The 15,166-nt window shown below is 64.9% G+C and carries 17 protein-coding genes and 1 tRNA gene; 9 read left to right on the top strand and 9 right to left on the bottom strand.

From position 1 onward, the window contains the following. Positions 1–20 precede the first annotated feature (20 nt). From ACT6QU_RS07555 to infC, 5 genes are all read right to left on the bottom strand, one after another. Positions 21–419 (bottom strand): GFA family protein, encoded by a 399-nt coding sequence (locus ACT6QU_RS07555; protein WP_444563561.1) that lies wholly within the window; start codon positions 417–419, stop codon positions 21–23. Next, positions 416–1,504, bottom strand: a complete 1,089-nt coding sequence (pheS, locus tag ACT6QU_RS07550) for a phenylalanine--tRNA ligase subunit alpha (protein WP_444563560.1) — start codon at positions 1,502–1,504, stop codon at positions 416–418. The genes ACT6QU_RS07555 and pheS overlap by 4 nt, the downstream gene beginning before the upstream one ends. A gap of 110 nt (positions 1,505–1,614) precedes the next feature. Continuing rightward, a complete protein-coding gene (gene rplT / locus ACT6QU_RS07545) occupies positions 1,615–2,016 on the bottom strand; it encodes a 50S ribosomal protein L20 (protein WP_024588135.1) in 402 nt (133 codons plus the stop codon). Positions 2,017–2,051: 35 nt separating this feature from the next. Then, entirely contained in the window at positions 2,052–2,261 is a 210-nt protein-coding gene (gene rpmI / locus ACT6QU_RS07540) for a 50S ribosomal protein L35 (RefSeq protein ID WP_024588136.1), read from the bottom strand. A gap of 243 nt (positions 2,262–2,504) precedes the next feature. Further along, entirely contained in the window at positions 2,505–3,041 is a 537-nt protein-coding gene (gene infC / locus ACT6QU_RS07535; protein WP_024588137.1) for a translation initiation factor IF-3, read from the bottom strand. A gap of 199 nt (positions 3,042–3,240) precedes the next feature. On the opposite strand from infC, the gene ACT6QU_RS07530 reads away from it, so the two are divergent. The 9 genes from ACT6QU_RS07530 (at position 3,241) to ACT6QU_RS07490 (ending at position 11,650) form a co-directional block, all read left to right on the top strand. Further along, positions 3,241–4,017 (top strand): alpha/beta hydrolase, encoded by a 777-nt coding sequence (locus ACT6QU_RS07530; RefSeq protein WP_444563559.1) that lies wholly within the window; start codon positions 3,241–3,243, stop codon positions 4,015–4,017. Beyond that, entirely contained in the window at positions 4,017–5,171 is a 1,155-nt protein-coding gene (locus ACT6QU_RS07525; RefSeq protein ID WP_444563558.1) for a benzoate/H(+) symporter BenE family transporter, read from the top strand. Before ACT6QU_RS07530 ends, ACT6QU_RS07525 begins: the two co-directional genes overlap by 1 nt. A 101-nt stretch (positions 5,172–5,272) precedes the next feature. After that, positions 5,273–5,701, top strand: a complete 429-nt coding sequence (locus tag ACT6QU_RS07520) for a DUF2852 domain-containing protein (protein ID WP_024588140.1) — start codon at positions 5,273–5,275, stop codon at positions 5,699–5,701. A gap of 98 nt (positions 5,702–5,799) precedes the next feature. Beyond that, entirely contained in the window at positions 5,800–6,552 is a 753-nt protein-coding gene (locus tag ACT6QU_RS07515; protein WP_444563557.1) for a M48 family metallopeptidase, read from the top strand. 46 nt (positions 6,553–6,598) lie between these two features. Beyond that, the gene (locus ACT6QU_RS07510) at positions 6,599–7,276 is read left to right on the top strand and encodes a phosphoribosylanthranilate isomerase (RefSeq protein ID WP_444563556.1); all 678 of its coding nucleotides are present in this window, start codon (positions 6,599–6,601) and stop codon (positions 7,274–7,276) included. Continuing rightward, positions 7,273–8,493, top strand: coding sequence for a tryptophan synthase subunit beta (gene trpB / locus ACT6QU_RS07505; RefSeq protein WP_444563555.1), 1,221 nt, complete (start codon positions 7,273–7,275; stop codon positions 8,491–8,493). The genes ACT6QU_RS07510 and trpB overlap by 4 nt, the downstream gene beginning before the upstream one ends. A 4-nt stretch (positions 8,494–8,497) precedes the next feature. Further along, complete coding sequence (gene trpA / locus ACT6QU_RS07500; RefSeq protein WP_444563554.1) at positions 8,498–9,337, top strand: tryptophan synthase subunit alpha; 840 nt, start codon at positions 8,498–8,500, stop codon at positions 9,335–9,337. Positions 9,338–9,372: 35 nt separating this feature from the next. Next, positions 9,373–10,296, top strand: a complete 924-nt coding sequence (gene accD, locus ACT6QU_RS07495; RefSeq protein ID WP_444563553.1) for an acetyl-CoA carboxylase, carboxyltransferase subunit beta — start codon at positions 9,373–9,375, stop codon at positions 10,294–10,296. A 22-nt stretch (positions 10,297–10,318) separates the two neighbouring features. After that, complete coding sequence (locus ACT6QU_RS07490; RefSeq protein WP_444563552.1) at positions 10,319–11,650, top strand: bifunctional folylpolyglutamate synthase/dihydrofolate synthase; 1,332 nt, start codon at positions 10,319–10,321, stop codon at positions 11,648–11,650. Between the two features lie 62 nt (positions 11,651–11,712). Here ACT6QU_RS07490 and trxA read toward each other — a convergent pair whose 3' ends face one another. From trxA to ACT6QU_RS07470, 4 genes are all read right to left on the bottom strand, one after another. Further along, positions 11,713–12,033, bottom strand: a complete 321-nt coding sequence (gene trxA, locus ACT6QU_RS07485; RefSeq protein WP_024588147.1) for a thioredoxin — start codon at positions 12,031–12,033, stop codon at positions 11,713–11,715. A 298-nt stretch (positions 12,034–12,331) separates the two neighbouring features. Continuing rightward, positions 12,332–12,416: transfer RNA gene (locus ACT6QU_RS07480), tRNA-Leu, on the bottom strand. Between the two features lie 95 nt (positions 12,417–12,511). Next, positions 12,512–13,327 carry a 4-hydroxy-tetrahydrodipicolinate reductase gene (gene dapB, locus ACT6QU_RS07475; protein WP_444563551.1) on the bottom strand — a complete coding sequence of 272 codons (816 nt, stop codon included), beginning with the start codon at positions 13,325–13,327 and terminating at the stop codon, positions 12,512–12,514. Then, entirely contained in the window at positions 13,324–15,087 is a 1,764-nt protein-coding gene (locus ACT6QU_RS07470) for an ABC transporter ATP-binding protein (RefSeq protein ID WP_444563568.1), read from the bottom strand. The genes dapB and ACT6QU_RS07470 overlap by 4 nt, the downstream gene beginning before the upstream one ends. Between the last annotated feature and the right edge of the window lie 79 nt (positions 15,088–15,166).

The following is a 15,166-nucleotide window of genomic DNA, read 5'->3' as shown; positions in this document are numbered from 1 at the left end:
GGTCTCGTCCAGTTGGATCGTCAGCGCTCGATCGAAAAACCTTCGAAGCGCGGAAGGTCGTCGGCGATGTGGAGAAACGGCAGGCGCCGCTTTTCGAATGCATGCATGGTCGGCGCATAACGCTCGGGCTCGTCCATGAAGCCGAGCGAAAGGTAGATCTCGCCCGGCAGCTTGTCGTCGCGATAGCCGATCTGGCTGCCGCAATGCTCGCAAAAGCGCCGTTCCACGCCCCCGGCACGCCATGTCTTCGGTTCGCCGTGCCAAGTCAGCTGCTCGTCGTGAAAGCCGATAAAGGCCATCACCGGCGCGCCGGTCTGCTTTCGGCAATCGCGGCAGTGGCAATAGGAACGCCAGAAGGGGTCTGCGCTCGCCTCAGCGGAGATCAGCCCGCAACGGCAGGAGCCGGAGTGGAGGGTCATCCGTTGCTCAGCCCCCCAAACAAGGTCGGCATGTCAAGCGGCCTGAATCCGTAATGCGACAACCAGCGAACGTCCGCATCGAAGAAGGCGCGCAGGTCGGGCATGCCGTATTTCAGCATGGCGATGCGGTCGATGCCCATGCCCCAGGCGAAGCCCTGATACTCGTCCGGATCGAGCCCGCCGGCGCGCAGCACGTTCGGGTGAACCATGCCGCAGCCGAGGATTTCCATCCAGTCATTGCCCTCGCCGAAACGCACTTCGCCCGGACGCGAGCGGTCACACTGGATGTCGACTTCCATCGACGGTTCGGTGAACGGGAAGAAGGACGGGCGGAAGCGCATCTTGACGCTCGGAACCTCGAAGAACGCCTTGCAGAACTCCTCCAGCACCCACTTCATGTTGGCGACATTGGCGGTCTTGTCGACGACCAGCCCTTCAACCTGATGAAACATCGGCGAGTGCGTGGCGTCGGAATCCTGCCGGTAGGTCTTGCCGGGGATGACGATGCGGATCGGCGGCTTCTGCGTCTCCATCGTGCGGATCTGCACCGGCGAGGTGTGCGTGCGCAGCAGCTTGCGCTCCCCGGCCTCGTCGGGCTGGAAGAAGAACGTGTCGTGCATCTCGCGCGCCGGGTGGCCGTCGGGGAAGTTCAACGCGGTGAAGTTGTAGTAATCCGTCTCGATGTCCGGACCTTCGGCGATCGCAAATCCCATGTCGCCGAAGATCGCCGTGATCTCGTCGATCACTTGGCTGATCGGATGGATGCGGCCGCGCTCGGCCGGCGCCTGACGGATCGGCAGCGTGACGTCCAGCTTTTCGGCGGCCAGACGGGCGTCGATCGCGGCGTCGCGCAACTCGCTCTTGCGTGCGGTGATGGCGTCGGTGACGCGAAGCTTCAGCCCATTGATCGCGGGGCCCATCGTCTGGCGCTCGTCCGCGCTCATCGCGCCCAGCGTCTTCAGCTTTTCCGAGATCGAGCCCTTCTTGCCGAGTGCCGCGACGCGCACGGCTTCGATCGACTGCTCGTCGGATGCCGACGCGATGTCGCTCATCAGGCTCGTTTCAAGGGATTGCAGATCGCTCATCAATTTATCCTGCCGGACATTCCGGCCGTTCGTCGCACAAAGAAAAACCCGCGCCAGCCATGCCAGCGCGGGTTTCCCAAATCAAGTCGTGAACAATCGGGAAGCGCTGGTTAGGCAACCACGCTTTCAAACTGGTTCGGGGTCGTGTCCTTGAGATAGTCGAGCGATGCCTTCGACTTGCCGACGAGCGCGGCGAACGCCTGAGGCTCGTGGATCGCCATGTCGGACAGCACCTTGCGGTCGATCTCGATGCCAGCCTTGTTCAGGCCGTCGATGAAGCGGCCATAGGTCAGGCCGTGCTCGCGGACGGCAGCGTTGATGCGCTGAATCCAGAGCGCGCGGAAATTGCGCTTGCGGTTCTTGCGATCGCGATAGGCATACTGCAGCGACTTCTCGACTGCCTGCTTGGCGATGCGGATGGTGTTCTTGCGGCGGCCGTAGAAACCCTTGGCGGCCTTCAGAACCTTCTTGTGCTTGGCGTGGGACGTAACGCCCCTCTTGACGCGTGCCATGTCATGATCTCCTTAAATTCTACGGTCCGAGGGCCTTAGAGGCCGCCGCCATTGGGCAGATAGTTGCGGGTCACCTTCTTGGCGTCGGGTTCCGCGAGAACCATCATGCCGCGTGCGTCGCGGATGAACTTGTTGGAACGCTTGATCATGCCATGGCGCTTGCCTGCGGCAGCCGCCTTGACCTTGCCAGTCCCGGTTATCTTGAACCGCTTCTTGGCCGAAGACTTCGTCTTCATCTTGGGCATTTTGCTTCTCCATCATTGTGCGCTCACGCCCGCCGACTTGCGTCGGCAGCTCCGCGAGGGCGTCGAATGGTCGACGGCAGCCGGTCGGCTGCTTCTCGCTTCGCTCGATATGGGTGAGCTTCAAGCATTTCGAGCCGACACGGCATGCCCTGCCGGACGGCTCACGAACGCGCGGTCTATAAACGCGCGGCGAAAAAAGCGCAACGGAGATTCGTCAGACTCTCCGCCGCGCGTTGAAATCGATCAGCGCGGCGCCAGCACCATCATCATCTGGCGGCCTTCGAGCTTGGGCTCGGCCTCGACCTTGGCGATCTCGGTGACTTCCTCGCGAACGCGGTTCAAAAGCTTCATGCCGAGTTCCATATGCGCCATTTCGCGGCCACGGAAGCGCAGCGTGAGCTTGACCTTGTCGCCCTCCTCGAAGAAGCGGCGCACGGCTCTCATCTTCACCTCATAGTCGTGGGTGTCGATGTTCGGACGCATCTTGATCTCCTTGATCTCGATGGTCTTCTGCTTCTTGCGGGCTTCGGCCGCCTTTTTCTGGTTGGCGTACTTCATCTTGCCGAGATCGGTGATCTTGCAGACGGGCGGCGTCTGGTTCGGCGAGATTTCCACGAGATCCATGCCCGCTTCCTCGGCGAGGATCAAGGCTTCATTGATCGACACGACGCCACGATTCTGGCCTTCGGCATCGATGAGCTGCACCTGCGGTACACGGATGTCACGGTTGGAGCGCGGGCCTTCCTTGGTCGGCGCCGCGGCTTTGAACGGTCTGCGAATGGTCGTAGTCTCCTCAAATCATTGACGTTCGGGGTCTGAAATCATCTGTCGCGGACAAGCTTGCGCTTCTGTCGCCGCGCCACGGGGCGTGTCAATAGCACAGATGACGCGAAAAATCACGGGGGTCGCGAAAAAGTGGCGGCGTCGTCTTCCCATGCTATCAGATGGCGCGAAACGGCCGCATATCAAGGAGACGACCATGGAGCGCCCCGCGCCCGCCACGCTGCAAGTCGACGGAATCGACATCGCCTATCGTCGCCGTCGCGGCCGCGCGCCGGGCCTCGTCTGGCTGGGTGGATACCGCTCCGACATGCTCGGCACCAAGGCCGAAGCCCTCGACGCGTGGGCTGACCAGGAGGGCCGCGCAAGCCTGCGCCACGACTATTCCGGCCATGGCGAATCCGGCGGCGAATTCATCGACGGGACGATCTCGAAATGGCTGGCAGAGAGCCTTGCAGTCTTCCGCGACCGGACCGAGGGTCCGCAGGTTCTCGTCGGCTCGTCGATGGGCGCCTGGGTCGCACTGCGCATGGTGCAGGAGTTGCAGAAGACGGGTGAAGGCAGCCGCGTCGGCGCGCTTCTCCTGCTGGCACCCGCGCCCGATTTCACGGTCGAGTTGATGGAGCCCCAACTGTCGAAGGCGCATCGGCGCGACCTCGAGACGAAGGGCTATATGGAAGAGCATTCCGAATACTCGCCCGAGCCCAACATCTACACCCGTGCGCTGTTCGAGGACGGCCGAGCGAACCGGGTGATGACTGGCATGATCGACACGCACTGCCCGGTCACGATCATCCAGGGCCTCGCCGATCCCGACGTGCCGCACACCCATGCGCTGAAGCTGGTCGAGCACCTGCCGGCCGACGACGTCACGCTCTCGCTCGTCAGGGATGGCGACCACCGCCTGTCGCGCCCGCAAGACATTGCGCTGATCCTGAAAGCTGCCGAAGGCCTCTGCGAGCGGATTTCCGCCTGATGCGGCTTTCGGTGGTCGTCTCCTCCTTCGTCGCGGCGATCGTCGGCTTCGGTTCGACGCTGGCGCTCGTCATCGCCGCCGCTGCTGCGGTCGGTGCGACGACTGAGCAGACCGCCAGCATGGTCACCGCCGTCTGCCTCGCCAAGGCTGCCGAGGCGGCGTTTCTCTCCTGGTGGACGCGCATGCCGGTCATCACGGCATGGACGACGCCGGGCGCCGCGCTTCTGGGCGCCAGCGCCGGCTTCACCATGGCCGAGGCGGTCGGCGCGTTCATCGGCGCGGCGCTGCTGCTGACGCTGACGGGCCTCGTGCGCCCGCTGACGCGTCTCGTCTCGATGATCCCGTCCTCGGTCGCGTCGGGCATGCTGGCCGGCATCGTCGTCGCCTTCGTCATGGGCGCCGCGCGTGCCGTCGGCATGGATGCCGTCCTCGTCCTGCCGCTCCTGCTCGCCTTCTTCGTCCTGCGCCTTTTCAATCCGGCACTCTCGGTACTGGCGGTGCTCGTCGGCGGCGGCGCACTGGCCGTTGCGCTCGGCCGTGTCGGCAGCCTGCCGCCGTTCGAGATTTCCACGCTCATCTGGACCTCGCCCGACTTCTCGCTGACGGCTTTCGTCGGCCTCGCCGTGCCGCTCTACCTCGTCACGATGGCCTCGCAGAACCTTGCCGGCATCGCTGTCCTGCGCGCCGCCGGCTACAACCCGCCCACCGGGCTTTTGATCGGAACGACCGGCTTCGTCTCGCTCCTCTCCGCACCCTTCAACGCTCTAACGACCAACCTCGCTGCCATCTCGGCAGCGATCTGCACCGATCCCGATGCCCATCCCGATCCGGCCAAGCGCTGGCTCACCGGGCCGTTCTACGCGCTGTGGTACGTCGTCTTCGCGATCTTCGGCGCCTCGCTCGTCGCGCTGTTCGACGTGCTGCCGCAAAGCCTCATCCTGCTCGTCGCCGGCATCGGGCTGCTGGCTCCGCTGACCAACGCGCTCGGCCTTGCGATGGCAGACCCGGCCGAGCGCATCCCGGCCATCGTTGCCTTCACGGTCACCGCCTCGGGGCTCACCATCGGCGGGATCGGAGCCGCGTTCTGGGGCCTCCTCGCCGGGCTGTTCGTGCTCGTCCTCGACCGGATCGCCGCGCGCGCCAAGCGGAGTTGATCGCGCCATGTCCGATTTTTCTTGAAGTCGGTTTGACCCGTTCCCATCTCGAAATGAAGCAGCCGCATGGGCTGCGAGCCACCGAAAAGGAACGGGTGACGATGACGAAAGCACTGATCCGTCCTGCATGGACGCCTGCCACCATCGCCTTGATGGTCATCGGCTTCATGGTGTTCTGGCCGCTCGGCCTCGCCATGCTCGCCTACATCATCTGGGGCGACCGCCTCGACGCCTTCAAGGGCGACGTCAATCGCGCGACGGACGGTTTCTTCTCCTCCTGTCGCAAGGCTTCGTACCGCACGGGCGCGCCGCGCACCGGCAATGTCGCCTTCGACGACTGGCGCACCAAGGAACTCGACCGCCTCAATGAAGAACGCCGCAAGCTCGACGAGATGCGCGACGAATTCGACGAGTACGCCCGCGAACTGCGCCGCGCAAAGGACCAGGAAGAGTTCGACCGCTTCATGGCCAAGCGCTCGCGCAACACGCCGGACAAGCCGCAGGACGGCGAGATCCTCAACCCGGCCTGATTGGCCGCGATTGGGATGACATCGAAGCGGCGTCGCGCAAGCGGCGCCGCTTTCGCATTTGGTGGTTCAACCCGCATCGAATCATCTAGGCTCGCACCATGGTTCTCGGCCTGTTCAAATCCCGCCCACGCCTTCCCGTCGCTCCGATCGAGGGCATGCACGCGATCGGCGCGCGCTCGCTGCCGTTGCGCATCGTCGAGAATGCGCGCGCCAAACGGCTGACGCTCAGGATCGAGACGGGCGGCAAGGGGCTGCGGGTCACCGTGCCGCCTGGCATCGATCCGCGCGAGGTCGACCGGTTCCTCGATCGGCATCGAGGCTGGCTCGAAACGCGACTGGCGAAACTGCCGGACGACGCGGCCTTGCGTCCCGGCGTCAAGCTGCCCGTTCGCGGCGTCCCGCATCTGATCGTCCACCAGCCGGGACGCGGCACGGTGACGGTCGGCGCAGTCGAGGGCGAACCGGCCCTCGTCGTCCATGGCGATGGCGCCCACCTGCAACGGCGCCTCGGGGACTTCTTGAAGCGCGAGGCGAAACGCGACATCGAGATCCTCGTCGCCAAGCACACGGCCTCTGTCGGTCGCCGCGCGAAAACCGTGCGCTATCGCGACACGACGAGCCGCTGGGGTTCCTGCACCTCGGACGGCACCCTGTCCTTTTCCTGGCGCATCATGATGGCGCCGAAGACGGTGATCGACTACCTCGTCGCGCATGAAGTGGCGCATCTGAAGGAGATGAACCACGGCCCGAAATTCTGGGCGCTCTGCCGCGAACTCTGCCCCCGCACCGACGAGGCCCGCGCCTGGCTGAAGAAGAATGGCGGCGCGCTACAGGCGATCCGCTTCGAATAGCGGCCGCTCCTCGACTTCGCCGCGATTCCATGGCACTTGCCCGGCCATGACCCTCGACATCAAGATTTGCGGCTTGAAGACGGATGAAGCCGTCGATGCGGCGCTGTCCGGCGGCGCTTCGCATGTCGGCTTCATCTTCTTCGAAAAGAGCCCGCGCCACTTGAGCCCTGCCGAGGCGGGGCGTCTGGCTGCCCGCGTCAGGGGCAAGGCGAAGTCAGTCGCCGTCACCGTCGATGCCGACGATGCTACGCTCGACACGATCGTTTCTGCCATGTCGCCCGACATGCTTCAGCTTCACGGACGTGAGACGCCGGCGCGCGTTGCCGAGGTCAAAGCGCGCTACGGCCTGCCGGTCATGAAGGCCTTTTCGGTCAGAGATGCCACAGATCTCGACGCGGTCGCACCCTATCGTGGCACCGCCGACCGCTTCCTCTTCGACGCCAAGCCGCCCAAGGGCTCCGACCTTCCCGGCGGCAATGGCGTCTCGTTCGACTGGCAGCTTCTCGCCGCCCTTGACCCCGGCCTCGATTACATGCTTTCCGGGGGCCTCAACGCCGGCAACATCGCCGATGCGCTGCGGCAGGCGAACCCGCCCGGCATCGACATATCGTCAGGCGTCGAAAGCGCTCCGGGCCTCAAGGACCCGGCGCTGATCGCGAAATTCTTCGAGGCGGTCGAGGCCGCCCGCGCCGGTCTGCCGGCATCCAGGGAGTTGACGTCATGAACAGTCCGGTTGCGCCCAATTCCTTCCGCGCAGGCCCCGACCCGGAAGGCATGTTCGGCATTTTCGGCGGCCGCTTCGTCGCCGAGACGCTGATGCCGCTGATCCTCGACCTGGAAGAGCACTGGAAGGTCGCGCGCACCGATCCGGCCTTCAAGGCCGAACTCGATCATCTCAACACGCACTATACCGGCCGGCCCTCGCCGCTTTATCTCGCAGAGCGACTGACGGAGCATCTCGGCGGCGCCAAGATCTACTTCAAGCGCGACGAGCTGAACCATACCGGCTCGCACAAAATCAACAATTGCCTCGGCCAGATCCTTTTGGCGCGACGCATGGGCAAGACGCGCATCATCGCCGAAACGGGCGCCGGCCAGCACGGCGTCGCGACGGCCACCGTCTGTGCCCGCTTCGGCCTGCCCTGCGTCGTCTATATGGGCGCGACCGATGTCGAGCGTCAGGCACCCAACGTGTTCCGCATGAAGCTTCTCGGTGCCGAAGTCATCCCCGTCTCGTCCGGCCACGGCACGCTCAAGGACGCGATGAACGAGGCGTTGCGCGACTGGGTCACCAATGTCGAGGACACCTATTACCTGATCGGAACGGCCGCCGGCCCGCATCCCTATCCAGAACTCGTGCGTGAATTCCAGGCCGTCATCGGAAAAGAACTGCGCGAGCAGATGATGGCCGCCGAAGGCCGCCTGCCGGACCTGCTGATTGCAGCCGTCGGCGGCGGCTCCAACGCCATCGGCCTGTTCCACCCGTTCCTCGACGACGCATCGGTGAAGATCGTCGGCGTCGAAGCCGGCGGCAAGGGCCTCGACGGCGAAGAACATTGCGCCTCTCTGACCGCCGGCGCGCCCGGCGTCCTGCACGGCAACCGCACCTATCTCTTGCAAAACGAGGACGGCCAGATCAAGGACGGCCACTCGATCTCGGCCGGCCTCGACTATCCCGGCATCGGCCCCGAGCATTCCTGGCTGAAAGAGACCAACCGCGTCGAATACGTGCCGATCATGGATGACGAGGCGCTGGAGGCCTTCCAGCTTCTGACGCGGCTCGAAGGCATCATCCCCGCCCTCGAACCCGCCCACGCGCTGGCCGAAGTCGTCAAGCGCGCGCCGAAGATGGGCAAGGATCAGATCATCGTCATGAATCTCTGCGGCCGCGGCGACAAGGACATCTTCACCGTCGGCAAGATCCTGGGCATGGGGCTCTAATCATATGACCACTCGCATCGACCGCCGCATGGCCGACCTGAAGGCCGAAGGCCGACCCGCCCTCGTGACCTATTTCATGGGCGGCGATCCGGATTACGACACCTCGCTCTCGATCATGAAGGCACTGCCGAAGGCCGGTTCCGACATCATCGAACTCGGCATGCCGTTTTCCGATCCGATGGCCGATGGTCCCGCGATCCAGGCGGCGGGCCTACGAGCGCTCAAGGCCGGACAGACTCTGAAGAAGACGCTGCAGATGGCGTCGGATTTCCGCAAGGACGACGACGCCACCCCGATCGTCCTGATGGGCTACTACAACCCCATCTACATCTATGGCGTCGAGAAATTCCTCGCCGATGCTAAGGCGTCCGGCATCGACGGGCTGATCGTCGTCGACCTGCCGCCGGAAATGGACGGCGAATTGTGCCTTCCGGCGCTGAAGGTCGGTATCAACTTCATTCGCCTCGCGACGCCCACCACCGACGACAAACGCCTGCCCAAGGTGCTCGAGAATACGTCGGGCTTCGTCTACTACGTCTCCATGCTTGGCATCACGGGTTCGGCTCTGCCGGATACATCGAAGGTCGCGGGCGCGGTGGCACGCATCAAGGGCCACACCGACCTGCCGATCTGCGTTGGCTTCGGCGTCAAGACGGCCGAGCAGGCGCGCGCGATCGGTGCGTCGGCGGATGGCGTCGTGGTCGGCACGGCGATCGTCAACGCGGTCGCCAACGTGCTCGGCCCGAAAGGCGAGAAGACCGCCGATCCGGCCGAAGCCGTCGCGACCCTCGTGTCCGGCCTCGCGCAGGGCGTTCGCTCCGCGCGCCTTGCACAGGCCGTCTGACACCCCATTTTCCAGATAGAACGGAAGGCTCCGCGATGAACTGGATCAACAATTACGTCCGCCCGAAGATCAATTCGATGCTCGGCCGGCGCGACATGCCCGAAAATCTCTGGATCAAGGACCCGGAGAGCGGCGAGATGGTGTTTCACAAGGATCTGGAGAGCAACCAGTATGTGATCCCGTCGAGCGGACATCACATGAAGATCTCCGCCAAGGAGCGCCTGCGCTATTTCTTCGATTACGGTCATTACGAGACGATCGAAAACCCCAAGGCCGTCGTCGATCCGCTGAAGTTCCGCGACGAGAAGCGCTATACGGACCGCCTGCGCGACGCCAAGACCAAGACCGGCATGGACGATGCGATCGTCAACGCCACCGGCACGATCGACGGCCTGCCGATCGTCGCGACCGTGCAGGATTTCGCCTTCATGGGCGGCTCGCTGGGCATGGCCGCAGGCGACGCGATCATTCGCGGCTTCGAGACGGCGGTCGAACAGCAGCGCCCGTTGGTGCTCTTCGCCGCTTCCGGCGGTGCGCGGATGCAGGAAGGCATCCTGTCCCTGATGCAACTTGCCCGCACGACCGTTGCGGTCGACCGGCTCAAGGAAGCCGGCCTGCCCTATATCGTCGTCCTGACCAATCCGACGACCGGCGGCGTGACTGCCTCCTATGCGATGCTGGGCGACGTCCACATTGCCGAGCCGGGCGCGCTGATCGGCTTCGCTGGCCCGCGCGTCATCGAGCAGACCATCCGCGAGAAGCTGCCCGAAGGCTTCCAGCGCGCCGAGTATCTGATGGATCACGGCATGGTCGACATGGTGGTCTCGCGGCTGGAACTGAAGGCAACCATCGCCGGTCTCCTGAAAATCCTGACGCATGGGCCCGCCGCAGACATGCCGGCACTGGCCGACATGACGCCTCCGGCGGCAGAACTCGCCGACAGCCGCGCCCCCGCCTGATCCTCCGGTCCGGATACCTGCCATGACCCTCCTGACCGCCGGGCAGCAGATCGAGCGGCTGATGTCGCTGCATCCGAAGGGCTTCGACCTGTCGCTGGAGCGCATCCGGCGGCTGCTCGAAAAACTGGACAATCCGCAGGATCGGCTGCCGCCGGTCATCCACATCGCCGGCACGAACGGGAAGGGCTCCGCCGCGGCATTCTCCCGCGCGCTTCTGGAAGCCGCCGGACGGCTCGTCCACGTCCATACCTCGCCGCATCTGGTGCGCTGGCACGAACGATACCGGCTGGGCGAGGCGGGCGGCGGCCAGTTCGTCGACGACGCGATCTTCGCCGACGCCATCGCCCGCGTGGCCGAGGCCAATCAGGGCCAGACGATCACCGTGTTCGAGATCCTGACGGCGGTCGGCTTCGTGCTTTTTTCCGAGCATCCGGCCGACGCGGCGATCCTCGAAGTCGGCCTCGGCGGCCGCTTCGACGCGACCAACGTCATCGCGCGGCCGGCCGTCTCCGTCATCATGCCGATCTCGCTCGACCACGAGGCCTATCTGGGCGACCGGGTCGAGCTCATCGCGGTGGAAAAGGCCGGGATCATCAAACGCGGCGCGCCCGTCGTCATCGGGGCGCAGGAGCATGACGCAGCGCGAGACGTGCTGGTCGACACCGCCGAGCGACTCGGCTGCCCGCTCCTCGTCTACGGCCAGGATTTCATCGCCTATGAGGAGAACGGGCGGATGATCTATCAGGACGAAGGCGGCCTCCTCGACCTGACGCCACCACGCCTCGTCGGACGTCACCAGTTCGCCAATGCCGCCACTGCGATCGCCGCCATCAAGGCTGCCGGCTTCGACGGGTCGCTGCGCGTCGCCGATCGCGCCATGAAGAAGGTCGAATGGTCGGGACGGATGCAGAAGCTGACCGACGGTCATCTCGTCGATCTTGCCCCTGCCGGCTCCGAGATCTGGCTCGATGGCGGCCACAATCCGGGTGCCGGTACGGTCATCGCCGAGGCCATGGCCGAGCAGGAGGAAAAGCGCCCGCGTCCGCTCTTCCTGATCGCGGGCATGATCAACACCAAGGACCAATCCGGCTATTTCAGCGCCTTTCACGGCATGGCGCGGCACGTCTTCACCGTTCCGGTGGCGCATTCGGACGCCGGCGTGCCGAATGACGAACTCGCCGCACGCGCCATGGAGGCGGGCTTGTCGGCCGAGCCGGTGTCGTCAGTCGAAAGCGCACTCAGGCTTCTCGCCGAAACCTGGAACGGGCTCGAGATCCCACCGCGCATCCTGATCTGCGGCTCGCTCTATCTGGCCGGCGAAGTGCTCGACAAAAACGGCACGCCTCCGCACTGAACCGCGTCCGCAACGAATAAGCCCGGCGCTTGGCCGGGCTTTCGAAAACTCTTGCCGATCGATCAGACGTTGCCGCTGATCCAGGACGACAGTGCCGTCTTCGGCGCTGCACCGACCTTCATGTCGGCCACTTCGCCGCCCTTGAAGATCATCAGCGTCGGAATCGAACGCACGCCGAACTGGGCGGCGAGTTCCGGGTTCTCGTCGATATTGACCTTGGCGATCTTGACCTTCCCGCCCATCTCGCTGGCAATCTCGTCGAGCGCCGGCGCGATCATCTTGCACGGGCCGCACCATTCCGCCCAGAAATCCACCACCACGGGCTCAGCGGCCTGCAGGACGTCTGCCTGGAAGTTGTTCTTGTCGATCTTGACCGTGGCCATTTAGGGTCTCCTTGGAACCGTCGTTGAACCAGATGTGGTGCGCCGCGTAGCCTGCTTCAAGCCACAAGCGTGCGGGGAATCGCCTGCCAAAAGTCACAGCACAATTCCGTCCGCCATACAAACCCGAGCGGCAGTCCTGGTCGGGAGCGCAACGAGTGCCGCGTTCGCGGGCTGACTTCGACGATTTCGAAATGAGAGGAAAGGAAGCAGCGCCATCGCCTGAAGCGGCCCGTCGGGCCGGAATTCCGAATGGTTTGATCGCAGGATTTCCGCCGCTTCGACCACCTTTCAAGAAAGGTGGTGCCCAGGAGAGGACTCGAACCTCCACGCCTCGCGGCACACGGACCTGAACCGTGCGCGTCTACCAATTCCGCCACCTGGGCTAGGTGCGCCGCCGATGTAAGCGGGCGGGAAGATGGTGTCAACGGATAAACCGCCGGGCGTTGCAATAATCGCCCGCCGGGCCGTTGACCCTTGGTCAGTCGGCGAGGCCGAGGACGTCGCGCATCGCGTAGAGGCCGGGCTTCCGGTCCTTCGCCCAGAGCGCCGCCTGCACGGCTCCGCGCGCGAAGATGGAGCGGTCCTCGGCGTGGTGGGAGAGCGTGATGCGCTCGCCCGTCCCCGCAAGCAGAACCGAATGGTCGCCGACCACCGATCCGCCGCGCAGCGTCGCAAAGCCGATGGTGCCCGCCTCACGCGCGCCGGTATGGCCGTCACGCGTGCGCACGGAGTTCTCCGCCAATGCGATCGCCCGGCCTTTCGCGGCCGCCTCGCCGAGCAGAAGCGCCGTGCCCGAGGGTGCATCGACCTTGTGGCGGTGGTGCATTTCCAGGATTTCGATGTCGAAGTCTGCCGCGGGCAATGCGCGGGCGGCCTGTTCGACCAATGCTGCCAGAAGATTGACGCCCAGGCTCATATTGCCGGACTTCACGATCGTGGCGTGGCGCGCGGCCGCTTCGATCGCGGCGTCGTCCTGCGCCGAGCATCCCGTCGTGCCGATGACATGGACGATGCGTGCCTGCGCGGCATAGCCGGCATATTCGACGCTTGCGGCAGGCGCGGAGAAATCGATCACGCCGTCGGCGCTGGCGAAGAGCGGCAGCGGGTCGTCGGTAATGGCAACGCCGATCTGTCCAACCCCTGCCAGTTCGCCGGCGTCCCGACCAATGGCGGGCGCACCCTTGCGGTCGAGCGCGCCGACCACCTTGACGCCGTCGATGGCGGCTATGGAGCGGATGATCGCCTGGCCCATGCGGCCGGCGGCGCCGACGACGACGAGACCCATATCGCTCATGCGCTTTTCTCCTCCAGTTCCCGATCGGCGACGAGGTCGGGGCTGCGCTCGCCCTGAAGGCGATGGAAGCGTGCATAAAGTCCGGCCGGGTCGGCAATGAGAGCGCGATGCGTGCCCTGTTCGACCACGCGCCCTTCTTCCATCACGACGATCTTGTCGGCGTTGACGACCGTCGACAGCCGATGCGCGATGACGATCGTCGTGCGCCCCTTCATCACCGTGTCGAGCGCGTCCTGCACGCGCGCCTCGGACTCGTTGTCGAGCGCGGAGGTCGCCTCGTCGAGCAGCAGGATCGGCGCATTGCGCACGATCGCGCGCGCGATCGACAGGCGCTGTCGCTGGCCGCCCGAAAGCGTGACGCCGTTCTCGCCGACCAGCGTGTCGTAGCCGGAGGCGCTTTCGCGGATGAAATCGTCGGCGTTGGCGAGCCGCGCGGCGGTCTCGATCTCCTCGTCGCTCGCCTCGGGACGGCCGTAGCGGATGTTGTCACGGATCGTGCCCTCGAAAAGATAGGGGTGCTGCGAGACATAGGCGATGCGCGCGCGCAGGGAGGATTTGGTGACGCCGGCAATGTTCTGCCCGTCGATCTCGATCCGGCCGGAATCGACGTCGTAGAAGCGCTGGACGAGTGCGACGATGGTCGACTTGCCGGCGCCCGACGAGCCGACGATGGCGGTGACCCTGCCGGGCTCCGCCTCGAAGGACACGTCGTCCAGCACGCGCTTGTCGGCGCCGTACGAAAAGCACACGTTCCGGAAGGCGATGCCGCCGGCGCCGACGACCAGTTCGCTCGCTCCGGGCCCATCGCGCTGCGGCGGCTCCTGGTCGAGCAGTTCGTAGATCATCCGCGCATTGACCAGCGAGCGCTCCAGATTGACCTGCACGCGGGCAAGCCGGCGCGCGGGATCGTAGGCGAGGAGAAGCGCAGTGATGAAGGCGAAGACCGAACCGGGCGACTGGCCGGCCGACGAGGCACGATAGGCGGCGTAGCCGATGACGCCGGCAATGGCGAAACCGGCGAGCATTTCGGTGATCGGGGTCAGCCGCTCGGAGACGCGCGCGATCTTGTTGGCGCGGTTCTCGGCCGAGGCCACCAGTTCGGCCAGCTTGCGCGAAAGCTGCTCTTCCATCGTGAATGCCTTGACGATGGCTATGCCCTGCACGGTCTCCTGCATCGCGCCGAAAAGATGCGAATTGACCTCGACGGATTCACGTGTGACGCGGCGCAGCCGGCGCATGAGGTAGTTGACCGCGTAGACCAGAGGCGGACCGATCAGAAGGCCGATCACCGACAGGAGCGGGTCCTGCATGACCATGACCGCGACGAGCCCGATCAGCGAGACGAGATCGCGCGCGATCGATGTCAGCGTGATCGACAGCATGTCGCGGATGCCGGTGACGTTCTGGCTGATCTGGGCGGCGAGCTGGCCGGAGCGGGCACTCGAGTAGAAGTCGAGGCCGAGCCGCATTAGGTGGTCGAACAGGCGGCGCTGATAGCGCGCGACCAGATTGTTGCCGATCCGGGCGAGGATCACCGCCTGGCCATAGCTGGCGATGCCGCGGATCGCGAAGGCGGCGATGATCGCGCCGCAGATATAGGGAACGAGCGAGTAGTTCTCGCGATAGAAGATCTCGTCGATGATGTCGCGCATGATCCATGCGCTGAACGCGGTGGTCGCTGCCACGGCCACGAGGCATAGGGTGGCGAGGGCGTACTGCGGCAGGTATTCGCGGCCGTTCTCGGCCAGAATCCGGCGCATCACCGCGACGATTTCGCCGGGCTCCGCCTTGCGCTGCGTGGTCTGGGCCTCTGCCAAGTGGTCGAAATCCCGTCTAGTC

This window comes from Aliihoeflea sp. (assembly GCF_052435475.1).
GTDB lineage: Bacteria > Pseudomonadota > Alphaproteobacteria > Rhizobiales > Rhizobiaceae > Aliihoeflea.
The sequence above is the reverse complement of the archived record's forward strand: the minus strand, read 5'-3'. Positions and strand labels throughout refer to the sequence as shown.